Below are 15,112 nucleotides of genomic sequence, written 5' to 3'. Positions count from 1 at the left end.
CTCCGTAACTCCTCGATCGGGTGGTCCAAACGGAGGCTCGTCCACCCGTTCACCCGTTCGGGGCGAAGCGGGCCGTCAGGTCCCCCGCGGTGATCCGTTCCAGGGTGTCCGGGGCGGCGTCCGTCGGGCCCGGGTAGAGCCGGTAGAAGGTCCCGCTCGCCCCGGCCGGGGCGGGCACGTCGGCGTGCACCAGGGCCGTGAACGCCCGTACGCCGGTGAGGCGTCCGGCGATCAGCCGGGCGGTGTCGTCGGGCGCCTGCCGGGTCTGGAGGTCGCTCGCGTGGCGGCCGCGCAGCCGCTCCGCGAAGTCGGCCGGCGGCTCGTCCGCGCCCCGGCGGTAGACGTCCAGGACGAGGCCCGTCCGGTCGCGGACCAGCACCTCGTCGGTGCCGGCCGCGGCGGCGGCGCAGGCGAGGTCCCAGAGGGTGGCCCGGGTGCCGGGGGCGAAGTGCAGGGTGACGTCGTGGGCCAGCGAGCCGGCCGCGCCGTGGTGCCGGTAGAGGTTGTGGAACCCGCCGCCGGAGCCGATGTTGAGGTCGGTCCAGGTGTAGCGGCGGCGCCGGAGGTCGACGATCATCGGCAGGCAGATCCTGGCGTCCCCGGCGAGGTCGAGCCGCTGGCGGACGTCCTCCGGCCGGAAGGCACCCCTGCGGTGGTCGGCCGCACCGTCCGGGTCGAGGGCCATGAACCCGGCGAAGGCGTCGGTGAGGTCCTCGAAGGGGACGTCGTTGTAGCTGAACACCACCACCACGGCGTACCGGGCACCGCACTGCGCCAGCGCGGGCAGGTCGAGGTCGACGAACTCGGTGGCGCCGTGCGGCGGCGGGGCGGTGGTGAAGTCGCCGGAGTGGACGGCGGCGCGCGGCCCGGTGACCAGCCGGGTGTAGTCGCACAGGCCGGTGAACTGCCAGTCCTCGCCGTAGAAGGCGACCGAGAGGTCGAGGTCGACCCGCTGGTGCGGGCGCTGCATCCAGTGCACGAACAGCCGCAGCCGCTGCCCGTCCGGGAACTGCTGCACGCTGCCGCGCGGCAGGGCGACCAGGGTCTTGGCCGCGGCGCGCTCGGCGAAGGGCACCACCAGGTCGGCCAGGCCGTCGTCCAGCACGGCCACCTCGTAGCGCTCCGACTGCCCGGCCCGGCGCAGCAGTTCGGCCTCGATCAGGGCGCAGACCGGGGCGCTGAGGGCGGCCGGGACGGGTGTCCCCCAGTCGAAGCGGGCGTGCGCGGAGGCGACCCGGCCGCGCGGGAAGTACAGCCGCCGCTCGCCGCGTTCGCGCGGTGCGCGCAGCCGCCCGTACGCGCCGAGCAGCGGGCCCGGTGCGACCGAGCGCAGGGCCTCCGGCAGCACCTCGGCGAGGTCGGCGGGCAGCGGTTCGCCGGGGAACCAGGCCGCGTGCACCCGCAGCAGGTGGTGCAGACGGCGCACCAGCTCGCCCGGGCGGCGGGCCAGCAGCCGCACCGCGCCGGGCAGGTCGCCCTGGCCGAGGGCGCGCTCGACCCGGGCGGCGAAGGTCTCGACGCCCAGCCGGGTGTGCCCGCCCGGTGTCTCGCGCACCGTCAGCGGGGCGGGCGCCTCGCGCAGCCGCGGGCCGAGGCCGTGCAGGTCGAGGTCGCTCTGCCGGATCACGGCGAAGGCCGCCGCCGCGAACGGGAAGCGGGCCCGGTGCTCGTACGGGTGCAGCAGTTCGCCGGCCCGCAGCCAGGGCTCGCGGTGGCGGCGCAGGTCCTCGGCGAGGGTGCCGGCCGGGAACGCGTCCAGGACGGCGAGGAGTTCGCGGCGCAGCGGGCGGGGCAGGTTGCGCAGGCGCAGGGTGCGGGCGGTCTCGGGCAGCAGGTCGGGTTCGGCGCCGGACCACGCCCAGAGCAGCCGCAGCACGTCGGTGGCGGTGGTGAGGTGGGCGGCGAGCAGCGGGCGGGCGCGCTCGGGGTCGCGGCGCAGCAGGGCGGCCAGGACGGTGGCGCGGGTCTCCCGGACGGGGATCTCGGCGGGCAGCCAGTCGGCCGGGTCGGCCGGGGCCCGGTCGAGCAGCAGCGCGAGGTCCTCGCGGTCCTGCGGGCTCAGCGGGGTCTGCCGGGCGAGCAGGGCGGCCAGTGCGGAGCCGGCGAGCGCGGCGGCGTCGACGGCCCCGGCCAGGCGAAGCGGCTTGAGCTGCCGGCCGGGCGGCAGGGCGTTGGCGACCGCGCGGGCGCCCTTGGTGTCGGGCGACAGGTGCCGGTCGTGCTCCAGCGGGGTGCGGCAGAGCGGGCAGTGCGGCGGGCCGCCGCCGGCCAGGTCCTCGTGGCAGTCGGCGCACAGCAGGTGGGCGCAGGGGGCGAGCGCGCCGATCCCGGCCTCCAGGCTGTCGCGTTCGCAGACCAGGCAGATCTGGGAGGCCTGGCAGAGCAGGTAGCCGCGGATGATCGCGGAGTAGGAGGCGTGGGCGTGCGGGGGGACGCCGTCGGGGAAGCGGCGGAACAGCGGGTCGTGGCGGCGGTCGGCGCCGAGCAGTTCGTCGATCCCCCGCAGCAGCCGGGTGCCGGCCTCGGCGAGGGCGGCCGGGCGCAGCCGGGCGAGGGCGGTGTGCAGGTCGCGGGTGAGGACGTGGCCGCGCTCGGCCAGGTCGGCCTCCAGGGCCACCAGGCCCCTGGCCGTCCACGGGTCCGGTTCCCCGGGTGCGGCGCCGTCCTCGACCAGCACCAGTCCGTGGCCGCGCAGCAGGTAGGCGTCCATTCCGGTCTCGTCCGCCGTGGTCTTCCGCTTGTTCACTGCTCTCCCCCTGGAGGTATGGCAAAGCGGGGGCGGAGAGTGGGCGCACTCGGTTCATTTTGCAGATGAGTGAGAAGGAAGCACGCCGCGGAGCCGCCCCCGCTCCGGTCACCCTAGCGAAGCCCGGTCGGGCGTCCGAAACGGTTTTCCGCCCACGACCCCTTCCTACTCACCAGTAGCTTCGCTACAGTGGCCGGACGCACCACCGCCGGGCTTCGGGAGCCGCACCGGCGGGAGGCCGCGGTCGCCGTTTCCACGGCGCTCACGCGGTGCGCTTTCACCGGCCGGCGCCGCGAACCGCGGCGGGCCGGGTCCTCCTCGTATCAGCGCCGCTTCCTTCACCCGTGAGCGCCTGAACAGCACGGCACACCCCCGCAGTTCGGCCGGAGCGGACCGGCCGCCGCCCGGGTACGCCGGACCCGTCATCTCCCCAGCCCCCGCGCGTGGACCCTCCTCCGGCGGCGGCCGCCCCCGTCGTACGGGCGCGGCGGCGTGCCCACCGGAGCACGCGCGGGACCTTCATGACTAGGAGTCAGGACAATGGAGCGTCCCTTCCCCGCCGTGGCCGTCGTCGGCCTCGGCACGATGGGTGCCGGTGTCGCGGTGGCGGTCGCCAGGAGCGGCCGCCGGGTGATCGGCATCGAGGCCACCGAGGACTGTGCCGCCCGGGCGCTGGCCCGGATCGAGGAGGCGACCGCGCACGCGGTCGACCGGGAGCGGCTCACCGCCGAGGAGCGCACCGCGCTGCTGGCCCGGATCTCGGTCGGGCACGAGCTGGCCGCCGCCGCGGGCGCGGACCTGGTGATCGAGGAGGTGCCCGAGCAGCTGGAGCTGAAGCGGGAGCTCTTCGCCGAACTGGACCGGATCTGCCCGGAGACCACCGTGCTGGCCACCGGCACCACCGCGCTCTCGGTGACCCGGATCGCCGCCGCGACCTCCCGTCCCGAGCGGGTGCTGGGCCTGCACTTCTTCAACCCGGTGCACACCATGAAGCTGGTCGAGGTGGTCCGCACCGTGCTGACCTCCCCGCAGACCGCCGAGGCCGCCGCCGCCTTCGCCCGCGACCTGGGCAAGGAGCCGGTGGCGGCCGGCGACCGGGCCGGCTTCGTGGTGAACGGCCTGCTGTTCGCGTACCTGAACCAGGCCGCCGCGATGTACGAGTCCAAGTACGCCTCGCGGGAGGACATCGACGCCGCGATGCGGCTCGGCTGCGGCCTGCCGATGGGCCCGCTGGCGCTGCTCGACCTGATCGGCGTCGACACCGCGCGCACCGTCCTGGAGGCGATGTACGAGCAGTCCCGGGACCGTCTGCACGCCCCCGCCCCGATCCTCGGCCAGCTGGTCTCGGCCGGGCTGCTGGGCCGCAAGGCCGGCCGCGGCTTCTACACCTACGAGGCGCCGGGCTCGTCCCGGACGGTGGACGCGGCGACCGGGCCGGCGCTGCCGAAGGTGGCGGGCCGCGAGGTCCGCGCCGTCGGCGTCTGCGGTTCGGGCACCATGGCCACCGGCATCGCCGAGGTGTTCGCCAAGGCCGGGCACCCGGTGCTGCTGGCCGCCCGCAGCCAGGAGAAGGCCGACCGGGCCAAGGCGCAGCTGGCCAGGTCGCTGGAGCGCTCGGTCGCCAAGGGCCGGCTGTCCGCCGGGCAGCGGGAGGCCGCGCTGGCGCTGGTCACCCCGGTCGGCCGGTACGCCGAGCTGGCCGAGGTCGACCTGGTGGTCGAGGCGGTGGCCGAGGACCTGGCGGTCAAGCGGGAGCTGTTCGCCACCCTGGACAAGATCGTCAAGCCGGGCGCGGTGCTCGCCACCACCACCTCCTCGCTGCCGGTGATCAGCTGCGCCACCGCCACCTCGCGGCCGCAGGACGTGATCGGCATGCACTTCTTCAACCCGGCGCCGGCCATGAAGCTGGTCGAGGTGGTCTCCACCGTGCTGACCGCGCCGGACGTCACCGCGACCGTGCTGGAGCTGACCGCCAAGGTCCGCAAGCACCCGGTGGAGTGCGGCGACCGGGCCGGCTTCATCGTCAACGCGCTGCTCTTCCCCTACCTGAACGACGCGGTGCGGATGCTCCAGGAGCACTACGCGACGGTGGACGACATCGACACCGCGATGAAGCTCGGCTGCGGCTACCCGATGGGGCCGTTCGAGCTGCTGGACGTGGTCGGCCTGGACGTCTCGCTGACCATCGAGCAGGTACTGCACCAGGAGTTCCGCGAGCCCGGCCTGGCCCCCGCGCCGCTGCTGGAGCACCTGGTCGCGGCGGGCTGCCTGGGCCGCAAGACCGGCCGCGGCTTCCGCGACCACGCGCGCCGGTGACCACGCCGCAGGCCGGGGGCGCCGGCCCGTCCGGGCCGGGAGCGCCGCCCGGGCCCCCCGCATACGGCGGCGCGGCCCACGGCGAGGGCGCGGCACCGCACGGGACCGCGCCCTCCGCCCGCCCCGGCTGGAGCCCCGGCACGGTCTCCTCCCGCTGGCCCCGGCCGGCCGTGAGCGGCCCGGTCCCGCCGGTGCGCCGGGGAAGGCCCGTGGCCGCGCCTCCGGGGCCGTGTAGCGTTCCGGACATGGATCGGGTTCAGTCAGCCTCCCCGCAGCACCCCGCCGGTTCGCACGGCGGCGTCCGGCCGGCCCCCTCGACCGGGGGCACCGGGCCGGAAGGCGGGCCGGGCAGCCGCCGGGCGGCGGCGCAGCGCCAGCAGATGCGCCAGGACCTGGCCACGGCCGCGATGGAGCTGTTCGCCTCGCAGGGCTACGAGGAGACCACGGTCGACCAGATCGCGGCCGCCGCCGGGGTGGCCCGGCGCACCTTCTTCCGGTACTTCCGGTCGAAGGAGGAGGCGATCTTCCCGGACCACGACGACACCCTGGTCCGGGTGGCCGACCTGCTGGCCAGTGCCGAGCCGGAGGAGCACCCGCTGGACGTGGTCTGCCGCGGCATCAAGGAGGTGCTGCGGATGTACGCCTCCACGCCGGGGGTCTCGGTCGCGCGGTACCAGCTGATCCGCCAGGTCCCGGCGCTGCGCGAGCGGGAGATCGCCGTGGTGGCCCGCTACGAGCGGCTGTTCACCCGGTACCTGCTGGGCCGGTTCGACACCGGCGAGTCCATCCCGACCGGCTGGCAGCGCGGCGGCGAGGACGACTCGATGCTGGCCGAGGTGTCGGCGGCGGCGGTCGTCGCGGCGCACAACCACGTGCTGCGGCGCTGGCTGCGGGCCGGCGGCCGGGGGAACGTGGAGGAGCAGCTGGACCACTCCTTCGAGGTGATCCGGCGGACCTTCTGGGCGGCCAGCGAACCGGGGGCGAGACGCCGGGGGTCAGTAGTGGCACCCGGTGCCAGTGGGTTGCCCGGGGACATCGTGGCCGAGAGCGTGCTGAGTGCCAGCCCCGGAGGTGAGGTGCTCATCACAGTCGCCCGGACGGACGCTCCGCTGGATGTCGTGGTGGACAGCATCCGGGCCGCCCTGAGCGGCGCCCGGGACGCGTAAGCCTGGCATTTCCGCAGGTCAGAGCAGTATCGAGGGCCCGTGTCGATTCGTCGACACGGGCCCTTCCGGCGTCCGCGCACCGCATGTCACGGGCCGTTCCGGGGCTCCCCGGGGCGTCGGAATTCCTGGCACCCGGTGTCTTTACGAGTGGCACAGGGTGCCACTACCGTGGTGCCCACCGATCGCGGCGCCGCGGCTCCCACCCTGGCGCGCCGCCGACCGGTGTTCCCACACCCCGGGAGCAGAGCCAGCCCGCCCGGTCCACACCGGGCGACCAGCCTGACCCGCCCACCACCCACTTCAGCGAAGCCGGTGTCCGCTCCCGGCTCCCCCAGACGCCCTGTGACCCTCGCACAGGTACGCCTTCGGAGGCAGCCATGCAGGAAATCCTCGACGCGATCCTCAGCACCGACGCCACGTCGGCGGACTTCGCGGCGATCAAGCTCCCCGAGTCCTACCGAGCGGTGACGCTCCACAAGGACGAGGCGCAGATGTTCGCCGGCCTCGACAGCCGCGACAAGGACCCCCGCAAGTCCCTTCACCTCGACGACGTGGCCCTGCCCGAACTCGGCCCCGGCGAGGCCCTGGTGGCCGTCATGGCCAGCTCGGTGAACTACAACACCGTGTGGAGCTCGATCTTCGAGCCGGTCTCCACCTTCGGGTTCCTGGAGCGCTACGGCCGGCTGTCGCCGCTCACCAAGCGCCACGACCTGCCGTACCACGTCCTCGGCTCCGACCTCGCGGGCGTGGTGCTGCGCACCGGCGCCGGGGTCAACGCCTGGAAGCCGGGCGACGAGGTCGTCGCCCACTGCCTGTCCGTCGAGCTGGAGTCCCCGGACGGCCACGACGACACGATGATGGACCCGGAGCAGCGCATCTGGGGCTTCGAGACCAACTTCGGCGGCCTGGCCCAGATCGCCCTGGTGAAGACCAACCAGCTGCTGCACAAGCCGAAGCACCTCTCCTGGGAGGAGGCCGCCTCCCCCGGCCTGGTCAACTCCACCGCCTACCGCCAGCTGGTGTCGCGCAACGGCGCCGGCATGAAGCAGGGCGACAACGTGCTGATCTGGGGCGCCAGCGGCGGCCTCGGCTCGTACGCCACCCAGTACGCGCTGGCCGGCGGCGCCACCCCGATCTGTGTGGTCTCCAGCGACCAGAAGGCCGAGATCTGCCGCGCCATGGGCGCCGAGGCGATCATCGACCGCTCGGCCGAGGGCTACCGGTTCTGGAAGGACGAGAACAACCAGGACCCGCGCGAGTGGAAGCGCCTGGGCTCCAAGATCCGCGAGTTCACCGGCGGCGAGGACGTCGACATCGTCTTCGAGCACCCGGGCCGGGAGACCTTCGGCGCCTCGGTGTACGTCACCCGCAAGGGCGGCACCATCGTCACCTGCGCCTCCACCTCCGGCTTCATGCACCAGTACGACAACCGCTACCTGTGGATGTCGCTCAAGCGCATCGTCGGCTCGCACTTCGCCAACTACCGCGAGGCCTTCGAGGCCAACCGTCTGGTCGCCAAGGGCAAGATCCACCCCACCCTGTCCAAGGTCTACTCCCTGGAGGAGACCGGCCAGGCTGCCCTCGACGTGCACCACAACAAGCACCAGGGCAAGGTCGGCGTGCTCTGCCTGGCCCCGGAGGAGGGGTTGGGCGTGCGCGACGCCGAGCTTCGCGCGAAGCACCTGCCCGCCATCAACCTCTTCCGCGAGGTCGACGAGCGGACCATCCAGCCCAGCCGCAACGTCTGAGACCGAGACCGATCCGATGACCGAGCCCCAGAAGCGTGACCGCCCCTGGCTGATGCGCACCTACGCCGGCCACTCCACCGCGAGCGACTCCAACGCGCTCTACCGGCGGAACCTGGCGAAGGGCCAGACCGGCCTGTCCGTCGCCTTCGACCTGCCGACCCAGACCGGCTACGACTCCGACCACATCCTCGCCCGCGGCGAGGTGGGCCGGGTCGGCGTCCCCGTCGGCCACGTCGGCGACATGCGCGCCCTGTTCGACGGCATCCCGCTCGAACAGACCAACACCTCCATGACGATCAACGCCACCGCGATGTGGCTGCTGGCGCTCTACCAGGTGGTCGCCGAGGAGCAGGGCGCCGACGTCGCCAAGCTCACCGGCACCACCCAGAACGACATCGTCAAGGAGTACCTGTCGCGCGGGACGCACGTCTTCCCGCCCGGCCCCTCGGTGCGGCTGATCACCGACATGATCGCCTACACGGTCGGCAACATCCCCAAGTGGAACCCGATCAACATCTGCAGCTACCACCTCCAGGAGGCCGGGGCCACGCCCGTCCAGGAGATCGCCTACGCGATGTGCACCGCCATCTCGGTGCTCGACGCCGTCCGCGACTCCGGCCAGGTGCCCGCCGAGCGGATGGGCGACGTGGTCGCCCGGATCTCCTTCTTCGTGAACGCCGGCGTGCGCTTCGTCGAGGAGATGTGCAAGATGCGCGCCTTCTCCCGGCTGTGGGAGAAGGTCACCCTGGAGCGCTACGGCGTGACCGACCCGAAGCAGCGCCGGTTCCGCTACGGCGTCCAGGTCAACTCCCTCGGCCTGACCGAGGCGCAGCCGGAGAACAACGTCCAGCGGATCGTCCTGGAGATGCTGGCCGTCACCCTCTCCAAGGACGCCCGCGCCCGCGCCGTCCAGCTGCCCGCCTGGAACGAGGCGCTCGGCCTGCCCCGGCCGTGGGACCAGCAGTGGTCGCTGCGGATCCAGCAGGTGCTCGCGTACGAGTCGGACCTGCTGGAGTACGGCGACGTCTTCAACGGCTCCGAGGTGATCGAGGCCAAGACCGCCGAGCTGCTGGCCGGCGCGGAGGCGGAGATCGCCAAGGTGCTGGAGATGGGCGTCAGGGCCGGCAACCGGGGCATCATCCCGGCCGTCGAGTCCGGCTACCTGAAGTCCAACCTGGTCGCCTCGCACGCGGCGCGCCGGGCCCGGATCGAGTCCGGCGAGGACAAGATCATCGGGGTCAACTGCTTCGACACCACCGAGCCCAGCCCGCTCACCGCCGACCTCGACACCGCGATCATGGTGGTCGACCCGGCCTCCGAGCAGTCCGTGCTCGCCGCCCTGGAGGCCTGGCGCGGACAGCGCGACGAGGCCGCCGCCCAGGCCTCGCTGGCCGAGCTCAAGGCCGTCGCCGCCACCGAGGCCAACCTGATGCCGGCCACCCTCGCCTGCGCCCGGGCCGGCGTCACCACCGGCGAGTGGTCCTTCGCCCTGCGCGAGGTCTTCGGCGAGTACCGCGCCCCCACCGGCGTCGGCGGCGCGCCCGTCGCGGTGGCCGCCGAGCCCGGCGGCGAACTGGAGCAGGTCCGCGCCGCGGTCGCCGCGACCGCCGCGGAGCTGGGCGCCGGAAAGCTGCGCCTGCTGGTCGGCAAGCCCGGCCTGGACGGGCACTCCAACGGCGCCGAGCAGATCGCCGTCCGGGCCCGCGACGCCGGGTTCGAGGTGGTCTACCAGGGCATCCGGCTGACCCCGGAACAGATCGTCTCCGCCGCCGTCGCGGAGGACGTCCACTGCGTGGGCCTGTCCATCCTCTCCGGCGCGCACTGCGAGCTGGTGCCCGACGTCCTGAAGCGCCTGAACCGCGCCGGGGTGCAGGATGTCCCGGTGATCGTGGGTGGCATCATCCCGGCAGCGGACGGCGAGGCCCTCAGGGCCGCCGGCGTCGCCGCCGTGTTCACCCCGAAGGACTTCGGCATCACCACCATCATCGGCCGGATCGTGGACGAGATCCGGCTCGCCAACAAGCTCCAGCCGTGGACGCCCGCACCGACCGCTGCCACGAACTGACCAGCCGACCAGCTGACCACTGGGAAGGAACCGAACCACCCTCATGACGAACGCCAGCGACATCTCGACCAGCCGCCTGCGCCCCCGCCGCTCCTGCCTCGCCGTACCGGGCAGCAACCCGCGCTTCCTGGAGAAGGCCCAGGGCCTGCCGGCCGACCAGGTCTTCCTCGACCTGGAGGACGCCTGCGCCCCGCTGGTCAAGGAGAGCGCCCGCCACACCATCGTCGACGCCCTGAACAACGGCGACTGGGGCACCAAGACCAAGGTCGTCCGGGTCAACGACTGGACCACCCACTGGACCTACCGCGACGTGATCACCGTGGTCGAGGGCGCCGGCCCCAACCTCGACTGCATCATGCTGCCCAAGGTCCAGGACGCCGAGCAGGTCAAGGCGCTCGACCTGCTGCTCACCCAGATCGAGAAGACCATGGGCTTCGAGGTCGGCCGGATCGGCATCGAGGCGCAGATCGAGAACGCCAAGGGCCTGATCAACGTCGACGCCATCGCCGAGGCCTCGCCCCGGCTGGAGACCATCATCTTCGGCCCCGCCGACTTCATGGCCTCCATCAACATGAAGTCCCTGGTCGTCGGCCAGCAGCCGCCCGGCTACCCCGCCGACGCCTACCACTACATCCTGATGCGCATCCTGATGGCCGCCCGCGCCAACGACCTCCAGGCGATCGACGGCCCCTTCCTCCAGATCCGCAACCCGGACGGCTACCGCGAGGTCGCCGGCCGCTCCGCCGCCCTCGGCTTCGACGGCAAGTGGGTGCTCCACCCGGACCAGGTCGCCGCCGCGAACGAGATCTACTCGCCCGCGCAGGAGGACTACGACCACGCCGAGCTGATCCTCGACGCCTACGACTACTGCACCTCCGCGGCGGGCGGCGCCAAGGGCTCCGCGATGCTCGGCGACGAGATGATCGACGAGGCCAGCCGCAAGATGGCCCTGGTCATCGCCGGGAAGGGCCGGGCCGCGGGCATGGAGCGCACCACCAAGTTCGAGATCCCGGAAAGCTGAGGGCCTGAGCCATGCAGTTCGGACGCACCTACGAGGAGTTCGAGGTCGGCGCGGTCTACAAGCACTGGCCCGGCAAGACGGTCACCGAGTACGACGACCACCTGTTCTGCCTGCTCACCATGAACCACCACCCGCTCCACATGGACACCAACTATGCGGAGAAGACGACGGACTTCGGCAGGAACGTCGTGGTGGGCAACTACATCTACTCGCTGCTGCTCGGCATGTCCGTCCCGGACGTCTCCGGCAAGGCGATCGCCAACCTGGAGATCGAGTCGCTGCGCCACATCGCGCCGACCTTCCACGGCGACACCCTCTACGGCGAGACCACCGTGCTCGACAAGTGGCCGTCCAAGTCCAAGGACGACCGCGGCATCGTCTACGTCGAGACCAAGGGGTACAAGCAGGACGGCACGGTCGTCTGCGTCTTCCGCCGCAAGGTGATGGTGCCGACCGCGACGTACACCAAGGAGCGCGGCGGCGAGCAGCCGGGGCGTCCGACCCCGCTCTCCTGAACCCGTTCTCCTGAACCCCGCTCTCCCCTCTATAGACCCCTATAGACCCCTATGGACCCCCATAGGCCCCGGAGGGGCAGGCCGCCGTCATCGGCCGGCCCCACCCGGTAACGGGGGCCCTGCTGCCGCAGCCACGCCGGCAGGGCCCCCGCAATCCCCCCCCCCGCCCTCTTAGACCTTTCCGGAGCCGCACGATGGGACGCCTCGCACAGACCGACGGCCTCACCGAGATCCAGCGGGACATCCTCGCCACCGTGCGGGATTTCGTCGACAAGGAGATCATTCCGGTCGCGACCGAGCTGGAGCACAAGGACGAGTACCCGACCGCCATCGTCGAGGGCATGAAGCAGCTCGGCCTCTTCGGCCTCACCATCCCCGAGGAGTACGGCGGCCTCGGCGAGTCGCTGCTCACCTACGCCCTGGTGGTCGAGGAGATCGCCCGCGGCTGGATGTCGGTCTCCGGCATCGTCAACACCCACTTCATCGTGGCGCACATGATCAACGCCCACGGCACCCAGGAGCAGAAGGACCACTTCCTGCCGAAGATGGCGGCCGGCGAGATCCGCGGCGCCTTCTCGATGTCCGAGCCCGGCCTCGGCTCCGACGTTTCGGCCATCTCCACCAAGGGCGTCAAGGACGGAGACTTCTACGTCCTCAACGGCCAGAAGATGTGGCTCACCAACGGCGGCACCTCCACCCTCGTCGCGGTCCTGTGCAAGACCGACGAGGGCGGCAGCTCCCCGTACAAGAACATGACCACCTTCCTGATCGAGAAGGAGGCCGGTTTCGGCCCGAACCCCTCGGTTCCCGGCCTGACCGTGCCCGGCAAGATCGAGAAGATGGGCTACAAGGGCGTCGACACCACCGAGCTGGTGCTGCAGGACGTCCGGATCCCGGCCGACCGTGTCCTCGGCGGCGTCCCGGGCCGCGGCTTCTACCAGATGATGGACGGCGTCGAGGTCGGCCGCGTCAACGTCGCCGCCCGCGGCTGCGGCGTCGCCCGCCGCGCCTTCGAGCTGGGCATCTCCTACGCCCAGCAGCGCTCCACCTTCGGCAAGAAGATCGCCGAGCACCAGGCCATCCAGTTCAAGCTCGCCGAGATGGCCACCAAGGTCGAGGCCGCCCACCAGATGATGGTCATGGCCGCCCGCAAGAAGGACAGCGGCGAGCGCAACGACCTCGAGGCCGGCATGGCCAAGTACCTCGCCTCCGAGTACTGCAAGGAGGTCGTCGAGGACGCCTTCCGCATCCACGGCGGCTACGGCTTCTCCAAGGAGTACGAGATCGAGCGCCTCTACCGCGAGGCCCCGATGCTGCTCATCGGTGAAGGAACTGCGGAGATCCAGAAGATGATCGTCGGACGCCGGCTCCTGGAGGAGTACCGGATCGCCGAGTGATCCCGGGCGGTCCGGCCGGCGCGCGACGCCGCCGGGCCGCCCCTCGAACCGCCGGTCGACGGGCGTGCGGGCCCGTCCCGGTGGAGTGCCGTGCCCCGTCACGGGCCCGGCCTGGTCCGCCTGGGTCCGGCACGGCCCTCCGGAAGCGGCCGCAGGGCGTACAGCTGTGACAACGCGCCCTGCGGCCGCTTCCGCACACCCGCCCGCGGCCGCTACGGCCGTTTCCCCCGCCGGGTTCCGTCGGCGCACCTGTTGAGACAAGTCTCACCAGCCGTGTCAGGTCCCTTGGGAACCGGACCGGGGCGAGCTACGGTCGTAGAGGTGGGACGCGCACACGCGCTCCCAACGGACACATGAACGAGCAGGCGGGTTGCCCACCGACCGTGTGCTCCCGATAGCATCCACCGGGACAGCAAGCCGTCCCTCTATTACCGATTCCGCGGTGGCCCCCGTCCAGCGGCCATGATCCCCCGCGACAAAGGTCTTCGATGCCCATCAGCCCGTCCCCTCACACCTCCGTCACGGACCGCGATGCCCTCGCAGCCCCGACGGCCGGTCGGCGACCCCGCGTGACCATCGCGCGCGGAGCCACCCCCTGGTTCGTCCCCACCCTCGCCACGGCCGCCGTGACCACCGCCCTCACCCGGCGCAACGGCAAGTGGGCCCTGGCTGCGGTACCCGCCTGTGCGCTCAGCGCGGGCATGCTGTGGTTCTTCCGCGACCCCGAGCGTGAGATCGGCACGGGCAGAGTGATCTCCCCCGCCGACGGCGTGGTGCAGAGCATCGACGCCTGGCCGGACGGCCGCACCCGGGTCGCGATCTTCATGAGCCCGCTCAACGTCCACGTCAACCGCGCGCCCCTGCCGGGCACGGTGACGTCGGTCGAGCACGTCGCGGGCGGCTTCGTCCCCGCGTTCAACAAGGACAGCGACCAGAACGAGCGGGTCGTCTGGCACTTCGACACCGAGCTCGGCGACATCGAGATGGTCCAGATCGCGGGGGCCGTCGCCCGCCGCATCGTGCCGTACGTGGCCGCCGGAACCAAGGTCGAGCAGGGCGACCGGATCGGCCTGATCCGGTTCGGGTCCCGGGTCGACACCTACCTGCCGGCCGGCGTCGAGGTCGGCGTCGAGGTCGGCCAGAAGACCACAGCCGGGGTGACGCGCCTTGACCGTGACTGATCCTGAGACAATCGTCGGCCTGGACGACGAGGAGACGGCCCTGCGCCGCCGCCGCTGGGCGCGCGACCGCGAGCTGCGCGCTCCGCGCTCGCCCCAGCACCTGTCCACCGCCGACTTCCTGACCCTGGGGAACGCCGTCTGCGGCTTCCTGGCGATCTACTCGATCACCACCGGGGTCCTGGTCCCGCACATCACCAACCCGGACGCCGCTCCGGACCGGCACAGCGCCGCCACGGCGGTCACGCTGCTGCTGATCGGCTCGATGTGCGACCTCTTCGACGGCCTGGTCGCGCGCAAGCTGCGCTCCTCCGCCCTCGGAGCGGAACTGGACAACCTGGCGGACCTGATCAGCTTCGGCATCGCGCCGGCCTACTTCGTCGCGGTCTGGGGCATGGTCTCCCAGGGCTCCAACAGCAAGCTCTCCGCGCTGATCGCGATCACCGTGCTGCTCGCGGTGGTGCTGCGGCTGGCCCGCTTCTCGGCCGTCAAGATGCGGCCCGGGGTGTTCCAGGGCATGCCCTGCCCGATGGGCGCGATGACGGTCATCGCCATCGTGCTGCTCGACCCGCCGTTCCTGCCGGGCCTGCTCGCCATCTTCGGCGCCGCGTACCTGATGGTCAGCCGGATCGAGTACCCCAAGCCGCAGGGGCTGCTGGCCACCGCCACGCTCTGCTGGATCGTGGTCTCCATCGGCTGCCTGGCCGCCTGGGCCACCGGTCTGCCCGGCGGCGACGCGCTGATGCACGTCGGCGCGTTCGCCCAGATCACGCTCGCCGCGATGGCGCCGCTGCTGGTCATCCGCCGCAAGGTGGGGCAGAAGGTCGGCGACGTCCGCGCCCGACGGGCGGAGTCGCGGCTCGGCTGAGCACGTCACGCGCATAACGGAAGGGCCCGGAACCGATCGGTTCCGGGCCCCGCCGGTTTGGGCGGTGCGGGGGGGCCGCGTTGGGGGTGGCG

Annotated in this window: 10 protein-coding genes; 9 read left to right on the top strand and 1 reads right to left on the bottom strand. The window is 72.3% G+C overall.

All coding sequences use genetic code 11. From position 1 onward, the window contains the following. Positions 1–49: 49 nt before the first annotated feature. Positions 50–2,746: an MXAN_6230/SCO0854 family RING domain-containing protein gene (locus tag ACFQ6N_RS35580; RefSeq protein ID WP_380658096.1), complete on the bottom strand. Its 2,697-nt coding sequence runs from the start codon at positions 2,744–2,746 to the stop codon at positions 50–52. A gap of 540 nt (positions 2,747–3,286) precedes the next feature. Here ACFQ6N_RS35580 and ACFQ6N_RS35575 point away from each other — a divergent pair. From ACFQ6N_RS35575 to ACFQ6N_RS35535, 9 genes are all read left to right on the top strand, one after another. After that, positions 3,287–5,062, top strand: coding sequence for a 3-hydroxyacyl-CoA dehydrogenase family protein (locus ACFQ6N_RS35575; RefSeq protein ID WP_380658094.1), 1,776 nt, complete (start codon positions 3,287–3,289; stop codon positions 5,060–5,062). Between the two features lie 245 nt (positions 5,063–5,307). Continuing rightward, the gene (locus tag ACFQ6N_RS35570; RefSeq protein WP_380658093.1) at positions 5,308–6,228 is read left to right on the top strand and encodes a TetR family transcriptional regulator; all 921 of its coding nucleotides are present in this window, start codon (positions 5,308–5,310) and stop codon (positions 6,226–6,228) included. A 377-nt stretch (positions 6,229–6,605) separates the two neighbouring features. After that, the gene (ccrA, locus tag ACFQ6N_RS35565) at positions 6,606–7,976 is read left to right on the top strand and encodes a crotonyl-CoA carboxylase/reductase (protein ID WP_380658091.1); all 1,371 of its coding nucleotides are present in this window, start codon (positions 6,606–6,608) and stop codon (positions 7,974–7,976) included. A 16-nt stretch (positions 7,977–7,992) separates the two neighbouring features. Then, positions 7,993–10,041 carry a protein meaA gene (locus tag ACFQ6N_RS35560; RefSeq protein ID WP_380658089.1) on the top strand — a complete coding sequence of 683 codons (2,049 nt, stop codon included), beginning with the start codon at positions 7,993–7,995 and terminating at the stop codon, positions 10,039–10,041. Positions 10,042–10,084: 43 nt separating this feature from the next. After that, entirely contained in the window at positions 10,085–11,062 is a 978-nt protein-coding gene (locus ACFQ6N_RS35555) for an HpcH/HpaI aldolase/citrate lyase family protein (RefSeq protein WP_380658087.1), read from the top strand. 11 nt (positions 11,063–11,073) lie between these two features. Beyond that, complete coding sequence (locus ACFQ6N_RS35550; RefSeq protein WP_380658085.1) at positions 11,074–11,577, top strand: MaoC family dehydratase; 504 nt, start codon at positions 11,074–11,076, stop codon at positions 11,575–11,577. Positions 11,578–11,771: 194 nt separating this feature from the next. Next, positions 11,772–12,974 (top strand): acyl-CoA dehydrogenase family protein, encoded by a 1,203-nt coding sequence (locus ACFQ6N_RS35545; RefSeq protein WP_380658083.1) that lies wholly within the window; start codon positions 11,772–11,774, stop codon positions 12,972–12,974. Positions 12,975–13,462: 488 nt separating this feature from the next. Continuing rightward, on the top strand, positions 13,463–14,155 hold the full coding sequence (locus ACFQ6N_RS35540) for a phosphatidylserine decarboxylase (RefSeq protein ID WP_380658081.1): 693 nt from the start codon (positions 13,463–13,465) through the stop codon (positions 14,153–14,155). Continuing rightward, entirely contained in the window at positions 14,142–15,020 is an 879-nt protein-coding gene (locus ACFQ6N_RS35535) for a CDP-alcohol phosphatidyltransferase family protein (protein ID WP_030059975.1), read from the top strand. Before ACFQ6N_RS35540 ends, ACFQ6N_RS35535 begins: the two co-directional genes overlap by 14 nt. Positions 15,021–15,112: the final 92 nt, after the last annotated feature.

The organism is Kitasatospora sp. NPDC056446 (assembly GCF_042796115.1).
GTDB lineage: Bacteria > Actinomycetota > Actinomycetes > Streptomycetales > Streptomycetaceae > Kitasatospora.
This window is presented reverse-complemented; position numbering and strand designations above follow the sequence as displayed.